The sequence below is a fragment of the Mycobacterium zoologicum genome (genome assembly GCF_020181635.2).
Lineage (GTDB): Bacteria > Actinomycetota > Actinomycetes > Mycobacteriales > Mycobacteriaceae > Mycobacterium > Mycobacterium zoologicum.
This window is the reverse complement of the sequence record NZ_JAYJJS010000033.1, coordinates 32,923-53,743: the sequence shown is the minus strand read 5'-3', so window position 1 is coordinate 53,743 and position 20,821 is coordinate 32,923. Positions and strand designations below refer to the sequence as shown.

Annotated in this window: 22 protein-coding genes; 12 read left to right on the top strand and 10 right to left on the bottom strand. The window is 68.2% G+C overall.

What is annotated here, in order from left to right:
* The coding region (locus tag K6T84_RS20705; protein ID WP_329786816.1) for a hypothetical protein at positions 1 to 388 on the top strand (388 nt) is incomplete at its 5' end.
* A 68-nt stretch (positions 389 to 456) separates the two neighbouring features.
* On the opposite strand, the gene K6T84_RS20700 is transcribed toward K6T84_RS20705, so the two are convergent.
* From K6T84_RS20700 to K6T84_RS20680, 5 genes are all read right to left on the bottom strand, one after another.
* Positions 457 to 1,902, bottom strand: a complete 1,446-nt coding sequence (locus K6T84_RS20700; RefSeq protein WP_225401298.1) for an amidase family protein — start codon at positions 1,900 to 1,902, stop codon at positions 457 to 459.
* A gap of 83 nt (positions 1,903 to 1,985) precedes the next feature.
* Complete coding sequence (locus K6T84_RS20695) at positions 1,986 to 3,350, bottom strand: FAD-binding oxidoreductase (RefSeq protein ID WP_225401299.1); 1,365 nt, start codon at positions 3,348 to 3,350, stop codon at positions 1,986 to 1,988.
* Positions 3,351 to 3,386: 36 nt separating this feature from the next.
* Positions 3,387 to 5,918: an FtsX-like permease family protein gene (locus K6T84_RS20690; protein WP_225401300.1), complete on the bottom strand. Its 2,532-nt coding sequence runs from the start codon at positions 5,916 to 5,918 to the stop codon at positions 3,387 to 3,389.
* Positions 5,900 to 6,697, bottom strand: coding sequence for an ABC transporter ATP-binding protein (locus K6T84_RS20685; protein WP_224864328.1), 798 nt, complete (start codon positions 6,695 to 6,697; stop codon positions 5,900 to 5,902). Before K6T84_RS20685 ends, K6T84_RS20690 begins: the two co-directional genes overlap by 19 nt.
* 247 nt (positions 6,698 to 6,944) lie before the next feature.
* Positions 6,945 to 7,745 carry a DUF3109 family protein gene (locus K6T84_RS20680; protein ID WP_225401301.1) on the bottom strand — a complete coding sequence of 267 codons (801 nt, stop codon included), beginning with the start codon at positions 7,743 to 7,745 and terminating at the stop codon, positions 6,945 to 6,947.
* 61 nt (positions 7,746 to 7,806) lie between these two features.
* Here K6T84_RS20680 and K6T84_RS20675 point away from each other — a divergent pair, with 61 nt between their 5' ends.
* The 9 genes from K6T84_RS20675 (at position 7,807) to K6T84_RS20635 (ending at position 15,385) form a co-directional block, all read left to right on the top strand.
* Positions 7,807 to 8,799, top strand: a complete 993-nt coding sequence (locus K6T84_RS20675; RefSeq protein ID WP_224864330.1) for a Ppx/GppA family phosphatase — start codon at positions 7,807 to 7,809, stop codon at positions 8,797 to 8,799.
* Positions 8,796 to 9,956, top strand: coding sequence for an Rv0497 family membrane protein (locus K6T84_RS20670; RefSeq protein ID WP_225401302.1), 1,161 nt, complete (start codon positions 8,796 to 8,798; stop codon positions 9,954 to 9,956). The genes K6T84_RS20675 and K6T84_RS20670 overlap by 4 nt, the downstream gene beginning before the upstream one ends.
* 17 nt (positions 9,957 to 9,973) lie before the next feature.
* Entirely contained in the window at positions 9,974 to 10,816 is an 843-nt protein-coding gene (locus K6T84_RS20665; protein WP_224864332.1) for a sugar phosphate isomerase/epimerase family protein, read from the top strand.
* Positions 10,817 to 10,832: 16 nt separating this feature from the next.
* Positions 10,833 to 11,654 (top strand): thioesterase family protein, encoded by an 822-nt coding sequence (locus K6T84_RS20660; protein WP_224864333.1) that lies wholly within the window; start codon positions 10,833 to 10,835, stop codon positions 11,652 to 11,654.
* Between the two features lie 24 nt (positions 11,655 to 11,678).
* A complete protein-coding gene (proC, locus tag K6T84_RS20655) occupies positions 11,679 to 12,539 on the top strand; it encodes a pyrroline-5-carboxylate reductase (RefSeq protein ID WP_224864334.1) in 861 nt (286 codons plus the stop codon).
* Between the two features lie 140 nt (positions 12,540 to 12,679).
* Entirely contained in the window at positions 12,680 to 12,889 is a 210-nt protein-coding gene (locus K6T84_RS20650) for a helix-turn-helix domain-containing protein (protein ID WP_224864335.1), read from the top strand.
* Positions 12,890 to 13,077: 188 nt separating this feature from the next.
* Complete coding sequence (locus K6T84_RS20645; protein WP_003402602.1) at positions 13,078 to 13,179, top strand: 30S ribosomal protein bS22; 102 nt, start codon at positions 13,078 to 13,080, stop codon at positions 13,177 to 13,179.
* Between the two features lie 60 nt (positions 13,180 to 13,239).
* A complete protein-coding gene (locus K6T84_RS20640) occupies positions 13,240 to 14,370 on the top strand; it encodes an SDR family oxidoreductase (RefSeq protein ID WP_224864336.1) in 1,131 nt (376 codons plus the stop codon).
* Complete coding sequence (locus tag K6T84_RS20635; RefSeq protein WP_224864337.1) at positions 14,360 to 15,385, top strand: lysophospholipid acyltransferase family protein; 1,026 nt, start codon at positions 14,360 to 14,362, stop codon at positions 15,383 to 15,385. The genes K6T84_RS20640 and K6T84_RS20635 overlap by 11 nt, the downstream gene beginning before the upstream one ends.
* A gap of 90 nt (positions 15,386 to 15,475) precedes the next feature.
* Here the strand turns inward: K6T84_RS20635 and K6T84_RS20630 are convergent, their stop codons facing one another.
* The 5 genes from K6T84_RS20630 to K6T84_RS20610 all read right to left on the bottom strand — a co-directional run bounded on the left by K6T84_RS20630 (position 15,476) and on the right by K6T84_RS20610 (position 19,078).
* The gene (locus K6T84_RS20630; RefSeq protein ID WP_224864338.1) at positions 15,476 to 16,003 is read right to left on the bottom strand and encodes an FAS1-like dehydratase domain-containing protein; all 528 of its coding nucleotides are present in this window, start codon (positions 16,001 to 16,003) and stop codon (positions 15,476 to 15,478) included.
* Positions 16,004 to 16,131: 128 nt separating this feature from the next.
* The gene (locus K6T84_RS20625) at positions 16,132 to 17,007 is read right to left on the bottom strand and encodes an HAD family hydrolase (RefSeq protein WP_408066155.1); all 876 of its coding nucleotides are present in this window, start codon (positions 17,005 to 17,007) and stop codon (positions 16,132 to 16,134) included.
* Between the two features lie 54 nt (positions 17,008 to 17,061).
* Positions 17,062 to 17,517 carry a nuclear transport factor 2 family protein gene (locus tag K6T84_RS20620; RefSeq protein ID WP_224864339.1) on the bottom strand — a complete coding sequence of 152 codons (456 nt, stop codon included), beginning with the start codon at positions 17,515 to 17,517 and terminating at the stop codon, positions 17,062 to 17,064.
* Positions 17,514 to 18,041: a hypothetical protein gene (locus K6T84_RS20615; protein WP_225401303.1), complete on the bottom strand. Its 528-nt coding sequence runs from the start codon at positions 18,039 to 18,041 to the stop codon at positions 17,514 to 17,516. The genes K6T84_RS20620 and K6T84_RS20615 overlap by 4 nt, the downstream gene beginning before the upstream one ends.
* An 11-nt stretch (positions 18,042 to 18,052) precedes the next feature.
* A complete protein-coding gene (locus tag K6T84_RS20610) occupies positions 18,053 to 19,078 on the bottom strand; it encodes a DUF4226 domain-containing protein (protein ID WP_329786817.1) in 1,026 nt (341 codons plus the stop codon).
* A 16-nt stretch (positions 19,079 to 19,094) separates the two neighbouring features.
* Between K6T84_RS20610 and K6T84_RS20605 the strand changes: the two genes are divergently transcribed.
* Positions 19,095 to 19,370, top strand: coding sequence for a glutaredoxin family protein (locus K6T84_RS20605; protein ID WP_225401305.1), 276 nt, complete (start codon positions 19,095 to 19,097; stop codon positions 19,368 to 19,370).
* A 63-nt stretch (positions 19,371 to 19,433) separates the two neighbouring features.
* Positions 19,434 to 20,813, top strand: a complete 1,380-nt coding sequence (locus K6T84_RS20600; RefSeq protein ID WP_224864343.1) for a glutamyl-tRNA reductase — start codon at positions 19,434 to 19,436, stop codon at positions 20,811 to 20,813.
* Positions 20,814 to 20,821 lie beyond the last annotated feature (8 nt).

Below are 20,821 nucleotides of genomic sequence, written 5' to 3'. Positions count from 1 at the left end.
TGACGGCGGTGCCGGTGGCACCAGCGAATCCGGCACCGGCGGTCTCGGCGGTAACGGCGGCGACGGCGGCTCCAGCCAGAACGGCAGCGTCAACGCCGTCGGCGGCAACGGCGGCGCCGGAGGCGCCGGCGGTGCCAGCCAGACCGGCACCGGCGGCAACGGCGGCACCGGCGGCGGCGGCGGCGAGGGCGTCGACGGCGGCACCACCCGTCCGGATGGCGCCACCCTGGTCAACGGCACCGACGGCGGTGACGGCGGTGTGGGCGGCGCCGGGGGTGACGGCGTCAACTCCGGCGACGGGGGTACCGGTGGTGCCGGCGGCGTCGGCGGCAACGGCGGCCCGGACGGCACCCCCGGCAACTCGGGTGCGCGCGGCGCCGACGGGTAACGGCCGACCGCAACAGACGAGAAATGCCCCGCCAAGGGGCATTTCTTGTTTCCGGGGCAGGACTCCGGCTAGCCGACCTGACTCAGCAGCAACTCCGTCGGGGGCCGGCGCGCAATCCACGGCTGCACCGATTCGATCTGTGCCGCAAGGGAAATCAGCGTGGCCTCGTCGTTGGCCCGGGACACCAGATGGACCGCCTCGGGTATACCGGCCGCATCGATGCCGACCGGGACCGACATCGCCGGCTGGCCGCTGTAGCACTGCGGGAAGGTGAACGGGATGAACTTCAGCATCCGCAGCATGGCGCGGGTCGGTCCGTAGCCCTCGAAATAGCCCACCTGCACCGGCGGCATCGCCACCACCGGGGTCATCAGGATGTCGAAGTCGGCGATCCGACGCTGCGAGCGGGCGGTGATGCGCGGCTCGGCGGCGACCGCGCGCCGCGCAACCCAGTCCGGGACCAGCCGGCTGGTGCGGGCCTCGGCCTGCATCCGCCGTTCCAGCAGTTCGGTTCTCGGCAGCCGTGCGATCTCGTGCGCGAACCCGTTCATGAACATGGCCAGCACCGCCGGGATCGCGATCACCGGATAGACCGGGTCACGTTCGACGACCTCGTGGCCCAGTGAACGCAGCAGCTCCGCGGTCTCCAGCACCGGCCGGCGCACCTCGTCACTCACGTTCACCGGGACCACCGGCTTGAACGACATCGCGATCCGCAGCGGCCGCGTGGGCGCCCGCAGCGCGTCCATGAGCGGCGGCGCCGGTGGGGGAGAAGGGATTTCGTCGTCCGGCTCGGGCCCGGTCATCATGTCGTGCAGTAGTGCCGCGTCGTAGACGCTACGGGTCAGCGGCCCGATGTGGTTGAGGCCGTGGAAGCGGTAGGCGCGCTCGGGCGACTCCTTGGTGCTGATCCGTCCGCGCTGCCCCTTGAGCCCGACGATCCCGCAGCACGCCGCCGGGATCCGCACCGAACCGCCGCTGTCGCTACCGGTGGCGCCCGGCACCATCCCGGCCGCGACCGCCGCGGCCGAACCGCCGCTGGAGCCGCCGGGTGTGCGGTACAGGTCCCATGGGTTGCGCGTCACGCCCCAGGTCGCCGATTCACAGACCGGGTAGGCGCCGAACTCCGAGAGGTGGGTCTTGCCGATGATCACCGCGCCGGCGGCGCGCAGCCGGCGCACCGCGGCGCTGTCGGTGCTGGCCGGGCCGACGTCAATTCCGGTGCCGCACATCGACGAAACGCCCGCGACGTCGGTGTCGTCCTTGACCGCGATCGGTACGCCCGCCAGCGGAAGCTGCTCCCCGGCGGCCAGTCGCTGCTCGACCTGCGCGGCCTCGGTCATCGCCCGGTCGCCCAACACCGTGCGGAACACGTTGAGAACCGGGTCGAGTCGGGCGATCCGGTCCAGGTACAGCGTCACCAGCTCGCGCGGTGCCACTTCCCTCTGCTGCACCAACTGCGCGAGGCGCGCCACACCGGCGAACGCTAAATCGTCATCGTGCGCGGCAGGCATCCTTGCGTCCTTTCCCCCTTGGGCCACAATACCTAGCCTGCGTTGCCCCTAGATGTGTGCGCGGTGGCGACACACCAAATTCGTCAGCTGTTCGCGGGCTCGATGTTGTGGTTGCGGGTGAACCGGTTGGTCGGGTCCAGACGGGCTTTGAGTTCGGCCAGGCGGCGGTAGCCGTCGTCACCGAAGGTGGCCCGGATGCGGTCCTGGCCTTCGTCGCCGACGAAGTTCAGGTAGGCACCGGCGGGGCCGAGTGGCCGCAGGATCTCGAAGGCCTGCTTGGCCCATGCCGTGCAGCGCGCGCTGTCGGCGGGATCGGTCCAGGTCGTCATCAGATGAATGATGTACGGGTGCTCGCGGGCCACGATGGCCGTCGACTCCGGCGGAACCCGGCTGGCGAACCCGCCGAGCCGGATCAGGTGCAGCCGGGTCTGCGCCGAGGGCCGCGACCGGCCCAGCAGCGCGATACGCCGGATCGCCTCATCGGTGAGCTCGGTGACGAACAGCGACTTCCAGTAGTTCAGCCAGCCGTACGGCGCCGTGTAGTCCAGGGCCTGCTGCCACGTCGAGTAGTCCAGCTTGTGCTGCACCGCCACCACCGGCTTGGCGGCCACCCCGCGAACGTTCAGCAGGGCACTGACGTCGTCGCTGCCGACCTGGTCGGTCCGCGTCGAACAGGCCAGCACGTTGACCAGTGACTGCCCCGTGGTGAGGTCGGAGGAGAAGTCGAGGATGGACGCCAGGTGATCGGGTGCGTTGTCCATCTGGGCCCGGAAGTGCTTGAGCGCCGCCTCGGCGTCGGTGTCGGGGTAGGACTGCACGCCGGCGATCACCCCGTCGATCGGGTGCAGCCGCAGTACGAACTGCGCCACCACGCCGAAGTTGCCGCCACCGCCCCGCAGGCCCCACAGCACGTCGGCGTTCTCGGTCTCACTGACCGTCATGACCTCGCCGGAAGCCGTCACCAGCGTGGCGCCGATCAGGTTGTCGCAGGTCATGCCGTGGGCGCGGGACAGCCATCCGATGCCGCCACCGAGACCGAAGCCGCCGACACCCGTCGTCGAGACCACCCCGCCGGGGGTGGCCAGACCGTGGACGCTGGTGACCCTGTCCACGTCACCCCAGTTGGCACCGGCGTCGACGTAGGCGACCCGCGCCTCGATGTCGACCCGCACCTCGCGCATCAGCGACAGGTCGATCACGATCCCGCCATCGGTGGTCGAGTGGCCGGCGACGCTGTGACCGCCGCTGCGCACCGCGATCTCGGCGCCGGAGTCCACCGCGTAGCGCACAGCGGCGACGATGTCGTCCTGCGAGCGGCACTGCAGCACCACCTGTGGCCGCTTGTCGATCATGCCGTTGAAGACCTGGCGCACCTTCTCGTACAGGCGATCGCCCGGGTAGATGGCATCGCCGGTGAAGCCGGGCACGGTCGGGGCGTTCGCTGTCATTGCATCCTTCGTGTCGGCGGTGGGGTTAGGCGTTGCTCACTCGTCGCGAAGCTCGGTGGCCGGGGTGGCCCGGGTGCTCTTCCAGGCCGGGATGATGGCCGCGAAGACCGCGGCGACGGTGGCCAGCGCCGCGTACATCAGCGCGTCGGTCCAGGGGAACACCAGCGGCGTGACCAGTCCGACATTGACGACGGCCGCGCGGCGCACCGCTTCGGAGATCGCGATCGAGAGCACCCCGCCGAACAGCCCGCCGGCGGCACCGGCGATGACGGCCTCGATGGTGGTGATGGAAAACACCCTCAACCGGGTGGCGCCCAGCGCCTGGATCAGCGCGACCTCGCGCTTGCGTCTCATGCCGACCAGCAGCAGCGTCGAGAGCACCGAGACGAAGGCGATGGCCAGCAGACCGAACTTCAGGGTGTTCAGCGGAGTCAGGTAGCGGCCGATCGAGGTGGCGATGTCCGAGGCGTAGCCGGCGGTGTCGACCGCTTTCACGGGTTGGTCGAACTGCGCTCCGCTGATGCTGTCGATGACCTCGTCGGAGCTGAATCCGTCCGCCGGGGTCGCGAAGATCAGCCCGGCGGGCTGCGGGCCGTAGATCTGCTCGGCGATCGAGTACGGCATATAGATGCGCCGGCCGCCGTATTCGGGGGTGGCAACAATGGTGCCGATACTCATCGCCTGGGCGTCGAGTCCACTTCCGAATACGAGTGTGTCACCGATGTGGAGACCCTTCTCGCGTGCAAGCACGCTGCCGATGACGACTTCATTGGCTTTCTGGCTCGCCTCCGGGGATTGACCGGCGAGTAATCCGAATGGAAATGTCGGCCGGTCCTGAGCCTGAATATGCGCCAGCGACCCGTCCTTGAGACTGATCTCGATTTCGGCCATCCGCTCGGTTTTCGCCACGCCGGCCAGCGCGTTGAGTTTGTTGACCGTCTGCGGGGCGAATCGGGCGTCAATGGGCCCGTAGTCGGCGAACTGCGTGGTGGTGATGGCGACGCGTCCGTCGGCCTGTGACTCGGCGACCTTGGTGGCGCCCATGTGGATCGCGACCAGAAAACCGGACAGCAGGATGGCCACCACGACGGGTACCGCGATCGCGCCGGAGATGGCCGCGGTACGCGATCGGTCGGAGCGCAGCGCGTTGAGCGCAATCGTGACCGAGGCCCCGTGCGACTTGTTCGACTTGGGCCGCAAGCTGGTGATGGCCTGCGCGCTCAGATAGGCGGTGGCCAGCAGCAGGCCGATCAGGGCGACGACGGCGCCGAGGTCGGCGATGATGGCCTGCCAGGCCGCCAGGGCCCCGGACAGCGTCGCCAGTCGGGCGGCGATGACTCCGCCGAGCCCGATGGCCAGCAGCAGCAGCGCCTTGAACCAGATCTTGCGCTGGGTGGTCTGCTCCTGAGCCGCCCGCCCGGACAGTTCGGCCGCGATCGGGGTGTTCGACGCCGACAGCGCCGGGCCCAGTGCGGCCCCGATCGCCAGCAGGATGCCGGCGATGATGCCGGCCACCAGGATCGCCGGTTTGAGGACGACCGGGACGGTGACGCCGACGAATCGCTCGGTGAGTTCGCTGGCGCTGGCCACGATGGGTTCGGAGATCACGACGCCGGTCGCCACGCCCATCGCCGAGCCGACCGCGCCCAACAGGCCTGCCTCGCTGAGGAATCCGGTCATGATCGACGCCGGTGACGCGCCCAGCGCGGAGGCGATGGCGATCTCGCGGCGGCGTTCCTCGACGGACAGCCGGGTGATCTGGGTGATCAGGATGACGCCGACGCCCACCGAGATCAGGGCGAAGATGCCCAGCAGCGGCAGCAGGACGTCGTTGACGTTGTAGCCGCGGGCCGGCTCGCTGCGGGGCTGCACGTTGTAGGTGGGTCCCAGGGTGGTCTTCAGGTCCCGCTGGACCGCGTCGGCGTCGGCGTCCTTGGTCAGCGTCACGTAGATCATGTCGACCCGGTCGCCGCGGGCGAACTGGGTCTTGGCCATGCTCAGCGGCAGCACCGCGACCAGGCCGTTGTTGACGTCGTCGAGGTCGGAGACCCGCTGGAACTTCTCCAGCGAGAGCTGTCCGACGTCGGTGACCAGGTTGGCCGACGAGTCCAGCTTGTCGCCCAGGACCTGCGAGATCGCCGGGGGCGGCTCGTGCTGGCCGGACTGGCAGACCTTGGGGTTGACGATCCACTGCGCCGAGCAGTCGGCGCCCAGGGCGAGCCCGAAGGTCTCCTTGCCGTCGTTGCGGATCATCGTCACACCGCGGATCACGGGCACCACGGCGGCGACGCCGGGAACCGTACGGGCGTTCTCGATGACGGACGGGCTGATGCCACCACGTGTCGCGGCGCCCACCACGCGCACCGGTGCGGGTCCGGCGATCTGGTAGCCGACGTCGTCGACGGCCTTGGAGACGCTGGTGACCTCGATCATGACGGCCACCACCACGGCGACGCCGCCGCCGAGCGAGAATGCCGCCAGTGCGGCCCGGAATGCGTGTTTACGAACGGCCCGAAAATTGATAATCCGGAGCAGGCCGAAAGTCGCGGCTAATGTTCCGCGAGCCATGTCACATTATTGGGCGTGTGTGCCATTCCGCTGTCGGTTTCAATTTCGCCGTCGAGTAGCGAAACCAAACGCGGGGCGTCGTCGGCGATCTTCCGGTCGTGGGTTACCAGAACAATTGTCTGGCCAGCCGCATTGAGGTTATATAGCGCGTCCATGACGCGCTGTCCGTTATTGGTGTCGAGATTACCGGTCGGCTCGTCGGCGAGAATGACATCGGGCTTCATGAACAATGCCCGGGCCACGGCCACGCGCTGCTGTTCGCCACCGGACAGCTCTGATGGGGTGCGCTTGGACTTCGCGGCCAGGCCGACCTGGTCGAGCAGGTTCATGGCGTGGGCGTGCTGTTCGCGGCCGGATCGGCCGGCCAGCAGGCCCGGCAGCATGACGTTCTCCGCGACCGTCAGGCCGGCCAGCAGGTTGAAGGCCTGGAAGACGTAGCCGAGGGTCTGGCATCGCACGGTGGCCAGCTGCTTGCGGGACAGCTGCGAGACGCTCTGACCGTTGATCATGACGTCGCCGGAGGTCGGCAGGTCCAGCAGGCCGAGGATGCTGAGCAGCGTCGACTTGCCCGATCCCGAGGGGCCGACCAGGGCGACGAATTCGCCGCGGGTGATCTGAAGATCGATGTTGCGCAATACCGGTGTCGCCGAATCGCCTTCACCGAACTGCTTGTTCAGGCCGCGCGCCTCCAGAACCACCGGGGGCCGAAGAAGAACCGGCGCGGTGTGTCCGTTATGGTCCAGATCTATATCGATGGTGTGCATCTCGGTCCTGATCATGAATCTCCATCGGGCGTGTGTAGGACAGGGCCATGCCTGCGTAGGGCGAGTTCCTCAATATCCACAGCCCGACCCCGACGGTCCTGCGCTACGCGATGGTCAAACCTGATCATACCGATCTGAGCGCTCGGCCAAAAATCATTTCTGCGTGACTCCGCACACGCTCGGGTGGGAAAAGCGGCCGTTCAGCCCGCTTTCCTGCTGGTGACGAACCGATAGCCACAGAAATGGACATCTCCGGCGTCGGTCAGTCCGGTAGGTCTCGTGCGGCCCGGGTTGCAGGATGCTCGGCCACCAGCCCCAGCTCGTTTCGGCGCGCACATATCGTGGCCAGCTCGCCGTAGGCCTTCTCGCCCAACAGTTCGGTGAGCTCCGGTGCCAGGCTCTGCCAGACCTGCCTGCTGCCGACGTGCGCAGCCGGGTCGCCCGAGCAGTACCAGTGCAGGTCGGCGCCGCCGGGGCCCCAGCCGCGCCGGTCGAACTCGGTGATCGTGGTCTTGAGGATCTCGGTGTCGTCGGGGCGGGTCACCGACTCCTGGCTGCGCCGGATCGGCAGCTGCCAGCACACCTCCGGCTTCATGGTCAGCGGCTCCACCCCCAGCCGCACCGCCTTGATGTGCAGGGCGCAGCCGGCGCCGCCGGCGAATCCGGGCCGGTTCAAGAAGATGCAGGCGCCCTTGACGGTTCGGGTGCGCAGCTGCTGCTCGCCGTCGTTCTCGTCGAGTTCCAGATAGCCCTTTTTGCCCAGGCCCTTGTCGCGCAGCTGCCAGTCGGCGTCAGTGAGTTTCGACACCGCGTCGTCGAGGTTGGCGCGATCGTCGTCGTCGCACAGGAACGCACCGTGCGAACAGCATCCGTCGTCGGGGCGCCCGGACACGATGCCCTTGCAGGCCGCGGTGCCGAAAACGCACGTCCAGCGTGAAAGCAGCCAGGTCAGATCGGCCGCGATCAGGTGTTCGGGGTTGTCCGGGTCGTAGAACTCCACCCATTCGCGGGCGAAGTCCAGGCCGACCTCACCGGGGCGGGGGCTGGGTTGCGCTGGGGTCACAAAACTCCACGCTAGACCAGAAATTCGCGACGACGGCGCGTCGCCCCACTAAGTTGGGTGCGTGCGATTAGGCGTGCTCGACGTCGGCAGCAATACCGTCCACCTGTTGGTGGTCGATGCCCACCGGGGCGGTCACCCGACCCCGATGAGTTCGACCAAGGCCACCCTGCGGCTGGCGGAGGCAACCGACAGCTCAGGCAAGATCACCCGGCGCGGTGCCGACAAGCTGGTGTCGACGGTCGGCGAATTCGCCAAGATCGCCGCCAGCTCGGGCTGCGCCGAACTGATGGCGTTCGCCACCTCGGCGGTGCGTGATGCGTCCAACTCCGAGGAGGTGCTGACCCGGGTGCGCTCGGAGACCGGGGTCGGCCTGCAGGTGCTGGCGGGGGAGGACGAATCCCGACTCACCTTCCTGGCGGTGCGGCGCTGGTTCGGCTGGAGCGCCGGGCGGATCATCAACCTCGATATCGGCGGCGGTTCGCTGGAGATGACCAACGGTGTCGACGAGGAGCCGGACGTGGCGCTGTCGCTGCCGCTGGGGGCCGGTCGGCTCACCCGGGAGTGGCTGGGCGAGGACCCGCCCGGCCGACGCCGGGTGGGCATGCTGCGGGACTGGCTGGACACCGAGTTGGCGGGGGCTGCCGCGGTCGTCCTCGACGCCGGCGTCCCCGATCTGGCGGTGGCCAGCTCCAAGACATTTCGTTCGCTGGCCCGGCTCACCGGAGCGGCGCCGTCGGCTGCCGGGCCGCGGGTACGGCGCACTTTGACCGCCACAGGCCTTAGGCAGCTCATATCATTCATCTCTAGGATGACCACGGCAGATCGTGCCGAATTGGAAGGGGTCAGTGCCGACCGGGCACCGCAGATCGTGGCGGGCGCGCTGGTGGCGGAAGCGAGTATGCGAGCGCTGTCGATCGAAGCGGTTGAGATTTGCCCGTGGGCACTGCGGGAGGGCTTGATCATGCGCTGGCTCGACAGCGAAGACGACGCCACCCTGCTGGAGTCGTCGTCGATGGAGATGGCGGCCCGCGGGACGGAGGGACACCGGCGATGACCGGACCCAAACCCGACCCCCGCGACATCGAGACGCGGCCGATCTCAGTCGCCGAACTGCTGGCCAAGAACGGCAACATCGGTGCCCCGCCGCCCTCCGGACGCCGTCGGCGCAGGCGGGGCAACGCCGACGCGGTCACCGTCGCCGAGCTGACCGGCGAGATCCCGATCATCCGCGACGACGACGCGCCTCCCGAACCCGATGCTCCCGCCAGCGGGGCGCTGCCGGTCGTTGCCGCACCCGGGTTCGCCGACGACGATCGGCCGCCGACCGGGCCCCGGCCGGTCGAAAGACTGGTCGAGCGACCCGCCGAGCCGCGCTGGCCCAAGTCGCCGCAGCAGCCCGCGCGCAGCTCCGGGCCGCAGCAGAGCGCGTACCCGCGGCCGTTGCGGCGTTCCGAGCAGCCGGTCCCCGAACAGGCGGGTCCGGTGCAGGAGGACACCCGAGCCGCGGCGGAGGCGAAGGAGCCGGATCCCAGCTTCGCCTCTCCTGCGTCGGGGCTCGCTGAACCGCCCGGCTCATTGGGCGGTCCCAGCTTCGCCTCTCCTGCGTCGGGGCTCGCTGAACCGCCCGGCTCCGGAGCCGAGCAGATGCGGCCGGATCCGGTCGACACCTATGACCTGGGCGTCGACCTAGACATCGAGGCCATCAAGGCTATCGACGCCGGTGCCCGCGACGCTGATCCGCCCGTTGAGGATTCGGCGTTCATCCGCTCCTACCTGAACCCGTCCGGCGTCAGCCTGGACCGGTCGATCCGGCCGTTGCGCAGAGCGGGCCGCGGCGATGACCTCGACGATGAAATCGCGGGTGATCTCGACGATTCCGTCCGGGCGGAAGCCGGCGACGACCGCGACGATTACGGCCGCGACGAGGATTACGACGACGCCCCCGTCGGGCCGGCGGGAGTGGTCGGCGGAGCCCTGGTGGTGTTCCAGTCGATCCTGGCGGTCGCATTCGGCGGTGGGCTGTTCATCGCATTCGACCAGTTGTGGCGGTGGAACAGCATCGTCGCGCTGGTGCTCACAGTCTTGGTCACGCTCGGGTTGGTGACAGCGGTGCAGGTCGTCCGCAAGACCCCCGACGTCGTCAGCACTCTGATCGCGGTTGCGGTCGGCCTGCTGGTGACTTTGGGGCCGCTGGCGCTGCACGCTGGTTAGCCGTTCACTATTAGCTCGTGCGCCCAGCCATCAAGGTCGGACTTTCGACGGCATCGGTCTACCCGCTGAAGACCGAGGCCGCCTTCGAGTACGCGGCGCGCTTGGGCTACGACGGCGTCGAGCTGATGGTGTGGGGGGAGTCGGTCAGTCAGGACGTCGGTGCCGTGCGGCGGCTGTCGCGCAAGTACCGGATGCCGGTGCTCTCGGTGCACGCGCCGTGCCTGCTGATCTCGCAGCGGGTGTGGGGCGCGAACCCAATTCCCAAGCTGGAGCGCAGCGTTCGGGCAGCCGAGCAGCTCGGTGCCCAGACCGTCGTGGTGCATCCGCCGTTCCGCTGGCAGCGGCGCTACGCCGACGGCTTCAGCGACCAGGTTGCCGAGCTGGAGGCCGCCGGCGATGTGGCCGTGGCGGTGGAGAACATGTTCCCGTTCCGGGCCGACCGGTTCTTCGGCAGCGAGCAGTCCCGCGAACGGATGCGCCGCCGGGGCGGCGGGCCGGGCGTGGGCGTTTCTGCGTTCGCGCCGTCGCACGACCCGCTGGACGGCAACCACACCCACTACACCCTGGACCTCTCGCACACCTCCACCGCCGGCACCGACGCGCTGGAGATGGCCCGGCGGATGGGCTCGGGCCTGACCCACCTGCACCTGTGCGACGGCACCGGTTTGCCGGCCGACGAGCATCTGGTGCCGGGCCGCGGCGATCAGCCCGCCGCCGAGGTGTGCCAGCTGCTGGCCGCGGGTGACTTCGTCGGCCACGTGGTGCTGGAGGTGACCACCTCGCAGGCCCGCTCGCCCCATGAGCGCGAGGCGCTGCTGACCGAGTCGCTGCAATTCGCCCGGACGCATCTGCTGCGCTGAGACTTCAAGGATGCCGATGAACCAGTCGACCTCGTTTGCCGACGCGATGCGGCTGACCCGGATCGCCGAAGACGGCGATGTCGCGTCGTTTACCGGTGAGCTCAACGAGCACTGGACGATCGGTCCGAAGGTGCACGGTGGGGCGATGCTGGCGTTGTGCGCCAACGCCGCCCGCACCACCCTTGGTGGCGGGCCGCAGCCGGTGGCGGTGTCCGCCAGCTATCTGTGGGCGCCCGACCCCGGCCCGATGCGGCTGGTGGCCACGATCCGCAAGCGCGGTCGCCGGGTCAGCCTCGTCGACGTCGAACTCAACCAGGGTGATCGCACCGCGGTGCGCACCGTCGTCACCCTGGGTGAGCCCGAACACCAGGCGCCGCCCCTGCTGTCGTTCAACCCGGTGGTGCCGTTGATGACGCCAGAGCCGCCGCCCGGCCTGGAGCCGATCGGTCCGGGACATCCGATGGAGCACATCGTGCACCTGGCGCATGGTTGCGACATCAGGCCGGCGCTGACCACGCTCGGCCCGCGTTCGGATGGCGGCCCGCCGGTGATCGAGATGTGGGTGCGGCCCAAGGACGACCCACCCGACGTGCTGTTCGCGCTGCTGTGCGGCGACGTGTCCGCGCCGGTGACGCACGCCGTCGAACGCGCCGGTTGGGCGCCCACCGTGCAGCTCACCGCCTACCTGCGGGCCATCCCGGCCGACGGCTGGCTGCGGGTGATCTGCAGCTGCGTGCAGATCGGCCAGGACTGGTTCGACGAGGACCACACCGTTGTCGACTCGGCGGGCCGGATCGTGGTGCAGTCGCGCCAGTTGGCGATGGTCCCGGCCCGCTAGCGCCGTTCTGCCTATGCTGTCGCAATGTCCAGAATCGCGATCATCGGCGGCGGCAACATGGGTGAGGCCCTGCTGGGAGGCCTGCTGGCAGCGGGCCACCCGGTCAAGGACCTGGTGGTGGCCGAACGCTTCGCGGATCGGGCCCGGCAACTCTCCGAGAAGTATTCGGTGCTGGTGACCACGGTCGCCGACGCCATGGAGAACGCCCCGATCGTGATCGTCGCGGTGAAGCCGCAGGACGTGGACAGCGTCGTCGCGGAATTCGCCAAGAACGTCACCGCGTCCTCGGGCGACAGCGCCGACCAGGTGCTGGTGACCATCGTCGCCGGTGTCACCACCGGGTACGTCGAGTCCAAGCTGCCCGCCGGTGCCGCGGTGATCCGGGTGATGCCCAACACTCCGGTCAAGGTCCGTGCCGGGGCCAGCGGGCTGGCCAGGGGCCGGTTCGCCGGCGACGAACAGGTCGACGAGGTGGCCGCGCTGTTCGAGGCCGTCGGCACCGTGGCGATCGTGCCGGAGGAACAGCTCGATGCGCTGACCGCGGTGTCGGGCTCCGGGCCGGCCTACTTCTTCTTGATGGTGGAGGCCCTGGTGGACGCCGGGGTTGCGGTCGGCCTGAGCCGGCGTACGGCGACCGATCTGGCGGTGCAGACCATGGCCGGATCGGCACAGATGCTGGCTGAGGAGCGCAGTGCGGCGTCGGGCGAGGCCGGTGTGGTCATCGACACCGCCGCGACGGGGCTCAGGGCCATGGTGACCTCGCCCGGTGGCACCACTGCGGCCGGAATTCGCGAACTCGAGGCCGGCGGGTTCCGGACGGCAGTGGACAGGGCGGTACAAGCTGCGAAAAACCGCTCTGAGCAGCTAAGAATTACATCCGAGTAGTTCACTTATTTTTCACATTTTGGCTCTCACCAGTCGCAGAAACCCCATTCGTCCCGCTATCCTCCTCTATGTCTGTGCGTGTGGGGTGCAGCGGAGGGGAAGCCGCTGAGACTGCACGTGCCTGATCGAAATGGGTAGCGATGACGTCTGCGAACGGGCCTTCGGCGCGGGACACGGCACAATTTCTCACGGTGGCCGAGGTGGCCGCGCTGATGCGGGTCAGCAAGATGACGGTGTACCGCCTGGTGCACAACGGCGAGTTGCCCGCGGTACGGGTTGGACGGTCCTTCCGGGTGCACGCCAAGGCTGTGCACGACCTCTTGGAGACCTCCTTCTTCGACGCGGGCTGAAAGTCCGTCGACAGGTAAGCGCCCCCCGGGCGTCGCCGCACGGCGACGCCCGGGGTCGGCCTCGTCGTCGGTCCGGGTCAGGTGCCGGTTTTCTGCTGCGCGCCTGTCTACGGGTAAGGTGACCGGGTCGATCACGTTCAGCGGCGCCGCAGCGACAGCGGTGCGAGCAGAAGCAGATAGCGGAGTTCATGGGTTCAGTCATCAAGAAGCGGCGCAAGCGCATGTCGAAGAAGAAGCACCGCAAGCTGCTTCGCCGTACCCGGGTCCAGCGCAGAAAACTCGGTAAGTAAGCCCGCTTGGCGTCTTGATCGCCGCTACGGCTTTGACGGCAAGGCCGTTAGGCTGGCGGGGTGGATGAGGTCGGGCCGGCTGGCGGCAGCACGCGAAGCGACGTCCGGCACTACCCCAAGGTTGTGTTGGTCACCGGCGCGTGCCGGTTCCTGGGCGGCTACCTGACCGCCAGGCTCACCCAGAATCCGTTGATCAACCGGGTGATCGCAGTCGACGCGGTCATGCCCAGCAAGGACATGCTGCGCCGGATGGGGCGCGCCGAATTCGTTCGCGCCGACATCCGTAATCCGTTCATCGCCAAGGTGATTCGCAACAGCGAAGTGGACACCGTGGTGCACGCGGCGGCGGCCTCCTATGTGCCGCGGTCCGGCGGCGGCGCGACGCTCAAGGAACTCAACGTGATGGGCGCCATGCAGCTGTTCGCCGCCTGTCAGAAGGCGCCCTCGGTGCGCCGCGTGGTGCTCAAGTCGACGTCGGAGGTCTACGGGTCCGGCTCGCGAGATCCGGTGCTGTTCACCGAGGACAGCACGGGGCACCGGCCGCCCAGTGGCGGCTTCGCCCGGGACAGCGTGGACATCGAGGGCTACGTGCGCGGGCTGGGTCGGCGCCGGCCCGATATCGCGGTGACCATCCTGCGGATGGCCAACATGATCGGCCCGGCCATGGACACCGCCCTCTCGCGCTACCTGAGCGGGCCGCTGGTGCCGATGGTGCTGGGCCGCGACGCGCGGCTCCAGCTGCTGCACGAGCAGGACGCGCTGGGCGCGCTGGAGCGGGCGACCATGGCGGGCCGAGCCGGGACCTTCAACGTCGGCGCCGACGGCATCATCATGATGTCGCAGGCGATCCGCCGGGCGGGCCGCGTCACGCTGCCGCTGCCCGGGTTCGGATTGTGGGCCATGGACTCGCTGCGGCGGGTCGGAAACGCCACCGAGATCAATCGAGGGCAGCTCGACTATCTCAGCTTTGGCCGGGTGATGGATACGACTAGGATGCGTAGTGATCTCGGGTACAGCGCCAAGTGGACGACCGCTGAGGCATTCGACGATTACATCCGGGGGCGGGATCTCAACCCGATCATCGATCCCGAATGGGTCCGTTCGGTGGAGCGACGAACAGTCAGCGTGGCGCAACGCCTGGGTCGCATCAATGGCAACAGGGGACTGGGAGGTCAACCCAATGGCCAATGAATCAGAGGCCAAAGTAATTCCGCTGCACAAGAATTCGGGATCCGCTCGTCGGCACCCGTCGACGGTGTCCCGTCGGATGGGTCGGGTATCGACTGATCACTCGGCCGCCGTTCGCGACATCGATGAGCATCGCGGCGACCCGGAGGGCTCGCCCGCCGCGGACGCGACGCCGGGCGAGTTCGCCCGGGCGGTGACCGCGGCCGCCGCGTTCCTGCGTGAGCGGATCACCGGCGACTACCAGGTCGACGAGTTCGGATTCGACCCGCACTTCAACGAGGCCATCGCGCTTCCGCTGCTGCGGTTCTTCTTCAACGACTGGTTTCGCGTCGAGGTGAGTGGAATCGAGAACCTGCCCGTTGACGGGCCCGCGCTGCTTGTGGCCAACCACGCGGGGGTGCTGCCGATGGACGCCCTGATGCTCTCGGTGGCGGTGCGTGATCACCACCCCGCGCAGCGCAACCTGCGGATGCTGGCCGCCGACCTGGTGTTCGACCTGCCGGTGATCGGACCGGCCGCACGCAAGGCCGGTCACACCGTGGCCTGCAACGCCGACGCCAACCGGCTGCTGGCCGCCGGCGAGCTGACCGCGGTGTTCCCCGAGGGCTACAAGGGCCTGGGCAAGCGCTTCAAGGACCGCTACAAGCTGCAGCGGTTCGGTCGCGGTGGTTTCGTGTCGGCGGCGCTGCGCACCAAAGCGCCTATCGTGCCGTGCTCGATCGTCGGGTCCGAGGAGATCTACCCGATGCTCGCCGACGTCAAGCTGCTGGCCCGGCTGCTCGGGGTGCCGTACTTCCCGATCACCCCGCTGTTCCCGCTGGCCGGCCCGGCCGGGCTGGTGCCGTTGCCGTCCAAGTGGCACATCGCGTTCGGCGAGCCGATCGAGACAGCCGACTACGAGCCCGGAGCCGCCGAGGATCCGATGGTCACCTTCGAGCTGACAGACCAGGTGCGCGAGACCATCCAGCAGACGCTGTATCGGCTGCTGGCCGCCCGCCGCAACGTGTTCCTGGGCTGACGTTCCTCATGCGCCGAGCGTGCAGAATGGCCCGGCCCCACCTGGGCTTTTAGCGGACACTTCTGCACGCTCGCCGAAAGGGGGCGGGGGCTACTTCTTGCCCAATGCCCGCTCGCGCATCGCCTCGAGGGCCGCGATTGTCTTGGCCTCGGTGTCGGCGTCCTGATTGACCGACTCGCCGAGCATGGTGACCACACTGGTCACCACCGGCTCGCCGTTCTCGTCGGTGACCTCGCTGCGGACCTCGCTGACCACCGTGCCGTGCGACTCGATGACCGAGTCCAGGTAGGTGTCGAAGAACAGCTTGTCACCGGCCACGATCGGCCGGTGGAACGTGAACTTCTGGTCGCGGTGCAGCACCCGGGCGATATTGATCGGGAGGTCGAACTTGTCGAAGATCTCCAGCTGTACCTGGCGCCCGGCAACCGCCAGGAACGTCAGCGATGCCATCAGCCCCGGATGCCCGGCTTCGGCGGCAGCGGCCTCGTCGAAGTGTGCAGGGTGGTCGTCCTTGACCGCGCGGGCGAACTCCCGGATCTTCTCCCGGCCGACCTCGAAGTAGTCCGGGAACCGGTAGTGGGCTCCGATCATCCGCTGCGACTCGGTGTGTACTGACATGGCCGGTTTACCCCTCCGCTCGCCGTGGTGCTCGGCGGCGGAAGCCTATCAGCGAGCGGGTCAGCTGCGCTCGTTCCGGTGCGCCACGGTGCTTGATGCGGTCGCCCCGGCCTCGCGTCCTTCGCAGGCTACGGACGCTCGTTCCGGTGCGCCACGGCCGCGGCCAGGGCCCCGCCGACGGCCCCCAGTGCCAGCGCCGACGGCACCCCGATGCGCGCCGCCCGCCGTGCGGTGCGGAAGTCACGGATCTCCCAGCCCCGCGCGCGGGCCGTCGCACGCAGCGCGGCGTCCGGGTTGATCGCCACGGCCGTGCCCACCAGCGACAACATCGGGACGTCGTTGAAACTGTCCGAGTAGGCCGTGCAGCGCCGCAGGTTCAGGCCTTCGCGGATCGCCAGCGCCCGCACCGCATGCGCCTTGCCGGGCCCGTGCAGGATCTCGCCGACCAGGCGGCCGGTGAACACCCCGTCGACCGACTCGGCGACGGTGCCCAGCGCGCCGGTCAGGCCCAACCGGCGGGCGATGGTGTCGGCCAGCTCATGGGGGGTGGCGGTGACCAGCCACACCTGTTGGCCGGCGTCGAGATGCATCTGCGCCAGCTCGCGGGTGCCGGGCCAGATCTTGTCGGCGATGATCTCGTCGTAGATCTCTTCGCCGAGCTCGACCAGCTCCGAGACCGGGCGTCCCTCGATGAACGCCAGCGCCTTGCGCCTCCCGGCGGCGACGTCTTCGCTGTTCTCGCGGCCGGTGAGCTGGAACTTGGCCTGGGCGTAGACGAATCCGACGACATCGCGGTAGGTGAAGTAGTTGCGGGACGCCAGTCCGCGGCCGAAATGCACCATCGACGAGCCCTGGACCAGGGTGTTGTCGACGTCGAAGAACGCGGCGGCGGTCAGATCCACCGGGGCGGCGACATCGACATCGACATCGACTTTGACGTCGGCTGTGTCGGCGATGGCGTCGGTGGCGGCGAAGTCCCCGTCGGCCGGGCCCGGTAGAGCCATCCCCGACTCCTTCCGCGTGATTGCCGGCGACCGGTCGTCCGGCCGCCATCAACCCTAACCGGCTGCACCGCCGATGACTCCCAGGTGATCGCGCAGATCACCTTTGAGGTCGAACATCGAATAATCCCGGAAGCTGAACCGCCAGACGCCGTCGACTCGCTCGAACTCGTCGTGGTAGCGACCGGCCGCGATCACCTGCAGCGCAATCTGTTCGGTCTGCTGCAGCACCGTGTAGTAGGACCGGCAGGTCGCGGTCCCGGCCGCCTCGTCGATGTCCAGGATCGGATTGGTGACCACATGCTTGGTGCGCGGAGTGCCGTCGGCGTGAATCCTGACCAGACCGCGCCACAGTTCCAGGATTCCGGCGTGATCGAGGATGACGTTGCCGTCCGGGTCGGCCTTGATCCGGGCGTGGGTGAACAGCGCGGCGACGCCGTCCAGGTCACCGGCGTCCATCAGCTCGGCGTAGCGGTACAGCAGGTTGGTGATCGACACCGCACTGGGATTCATGGCCGTTGCTTTCGCTGCTCTTCCTGGTGCTTCAATTCCACCGCCGGTACCAGACTGATTCCTGCCAGGCAGTCGTCTTTGACACGAATTCCGAATCCCAGCTCTCCCCAGTCATAGGACACCGTCCAGCCGAATGATTCATGTATCGAATGGCCGGTGACGCCGTACGTCAGCTCAACCGTCGGATAATGTGTCTTGACCATGTCGGCTGTGATGCACTGATCCGATTGAGTGCCGAATCCCGCGTAGGTCCACGCACCATCTCTAATGGTGATGGTGGAGGAGGGCACCGTCAGCGCGTCGCTGAATTGCACTGGACCGCCATTCCATCGAGCCGGGCTTTGGTCACTCTGCGTCATGGATGTCCCGAGGAGCGCCTCCATTCTCTCCACGGTCAGTGGAACCAGGCTCACGGCGCGCTCCACCAACTGCCACACGTCCTGAGGTGGTTCTGATCTGGTCACGGCAGTCCCCTTCTCCAGCTCTGTGCAGCCAACGGTGAAGCAGGCGATGGCGAGTAGCACTGCGAGCCACCTCATTTGGCCGGGCATCCCTGGCCGTAGTAGTCGTGATACGTACTGGCGGGCTCCGTCGAAGGATGCAGCGAGCCGAACTCCTTGCCGATCGCGGTGATCGCGGTCTGGTAGGCGCCTTGAGTGCTGCCCGCCTGGAGGTAGTTGTCGTAGATCTGTTCGAACTTGTCGTCCGATCCGCCTGGGCGAACAATGTCCGGGCCGCCGTTCGCCAGAATCTCACGCTCCACCTTGATCATGTTCATGGTTGCGGCGCCCTCGTTGTCGAGCTGCGACTGAATGCATGATTCGCGTGAGCTTCGGTCTATTGTGGGCGCTCCGTATCGTGCGTGGCCGATTTCGTGAGAAATTGCGTTGACCAACTGTGCTGGATCATTTTTCAGGTTCGGGTCGATATTGATCACCTTCCCCGGTTCGCCGGGCGTGCCGTACCGCGTATAGGTTCCCTCGTCGGGTTTGAAGGTGAATTCCCACCCGTCGGCCTTGAGTTTTCCCCACTCGTCGAGCAGGGTCGGTGACTTCGACGCGATCTTCCACGCCTCGTCGTTGATCGGCAGATCGCCGGGTTTCGGGTCACCCGGCACGGTCTTGTCATCCCAGGGCCAGGGGGCGATCTTGTCCAGCGGATGGGCGATCGCATAGCGGCCGGTCAGCGCCTGCACCGCCGCGGCCCTGGCCAGGCTGTCGGCGGCCGCGTCGGCGACCACCTGGTGGATCTCCCTGGTCTTGACGGCCAGATACTGCTGAAACTGACGGGACCCCGCCGGGGTATCCAGGGCCGGCCAGCGGGCGGCGGACTGCCTGATCTCGGCTTCGACCACGTCAAGGCGCTGGCGGCAGAACATATTGTGCTGGTAGGCGCCACGCAGCACCGCCTCGAACTCGTGGTCTGCGACAACGGACTCCGCCAGTCGCTGCGCCAAGAGCGCCTCGCGTGCCCGCGCGGCATCGGCGAAAGCGCCAAGCTCGTCGGGCATAGCGACAAACGTAGCGACCGCGCGCAGTGCTGGGTAGTCACTCCGATCCATGCGCCACACTGATCCCATGACTCGCCACCAGGTGCAGCTGCTGACCCGCGACGGCTGCCAGGTCTGCGAAAAGGTGCATGCCCAGCTCACTCGCCTGGCCGACGAGCTGGACTTCGACCTGCTGACCACCGACGTCGACGCCGCCGCGGCGGCCGGGGACAGCGCGCTGCGGGCCGAATTCGGTGACCGGCTGCCGGTGGTGCTGCTCGACGGCGCCGAGCACAGCTACTGGGAGGTCGACGAGCCGCGGCTGCGCGCCGATCTCGCCGAATTTGGTGGGCTAGCGCCTTAGCATCTACCGTGGAGTGAAGTTTGTTCACTGGTGACAGCAAGGAGCGGGCCAGGTGAATCCGCCGTGAGCGTCCTGCTCTTTGGGGTCTCCCATCGCAGTGCCCCGGTCTCGGTACTCGAGCAGCTCAGCACCGCCGAATCCGATCAGATCAAGATCGTCGAGCAGGTGTTGCAGTCGCCGCTCGTCACCGAGGCGATGATTCTGTCGACCTGCAACCGGGTCGAGATCTACGCCGTCGTCGAGGCTTTCCACGCCGGGCTGTCCGCGATCGGCCAGGTGCTGTCCGAGCATTCCGGCATGTCGATGACCGACCTGACCAAGTACGCCTACGTCCGCTACAGCGAGGCCGCCGTCGAGCACCTTTTCTCGGTGGCCAGCGGTCTGGATTCGGCGGTCGTGGGCGAGCAGCAGGTGCTCGGGCAGGTGCGCCGCTCCTACGCCTCAGCCGAGGCCAACAGCAGCGTCGGCCGGGTGCTGCATGAGCTGGCGCAGCGGGCCCTGTCGGTGGGCAAGCGGGTGCACGCCGAAACCGGGATCGACGCCGCGGGTGCGTCGGTGGTCTCAGTTGCGCTGGACATCGCCGGAACCCAGTTGGGCGACAACGAATTACGCGGCCGCACCGCGGCGGTGATCGGCGCCGGCTCGATGGGCGCACTGTCCGCGGCGCATCTGGTGCGTGCCGGAGTCGAGCACATTCACGTCGTCAACCGGTCGCTGCCGCGCGCCAAGCGCCTGGCCCGCAAGATCCGCGAGAGCGGCGTCGGCGCCGACGCGCTCACCCTGGATAGCGTGCCGGCCGCGCTGACCGGCGTGGACATCGCCGTGTGCTGCACCGGCGCGGTCAGCCCGGTGGTGTCGCTGGCCGACGTGCACCACGCGCTGGCCGCCGGCAATCGCGACGAGGCCACCCAGCCCCTGGTGATCTGCGACCTGGGCATGCCGCGCGACGTCGACGCCGCGGTCGCCGGGCTGCCCGGGATCCGGGTGATCGACATGGACCGGATCCAGCGCGAACCCTCGGCGCGGGTGGCCGCCTCCGACACCGACGCCGCGCACGGCATCGTCGCGCGTGAGGTTGCCACCTACCTGGCCGGTCAGCGGATGGCCGAGGTAACGCCGACCGTCACCGCGCTGCGGCAGCGGGCCGCCGACGTCGTCACCGCCGAATTGCTGCGGCTCGACCACCGGCTGCCGGATCTGGACACCGCACACCGCGAGGAAGTGGCGCGCACCGTGCGCCGGGTGGTCGACAAGCTACTGCACGCCCCCACCGTGCGGGTCAAACAGCTGGCCAGCTCACCCGGTGGCGACAGCTACGCCGAGGCGCTGCGAGAGTTGTTCGAACTGGACCCGACCGCCGTGGACGCGGTCGCGACCGCCGGCGAACTGCCCGTGGTTGCCGACGGCATGGGCGTCGGCGCCGAACCAGGCTCGGCCGGGTAGCGCCTCTT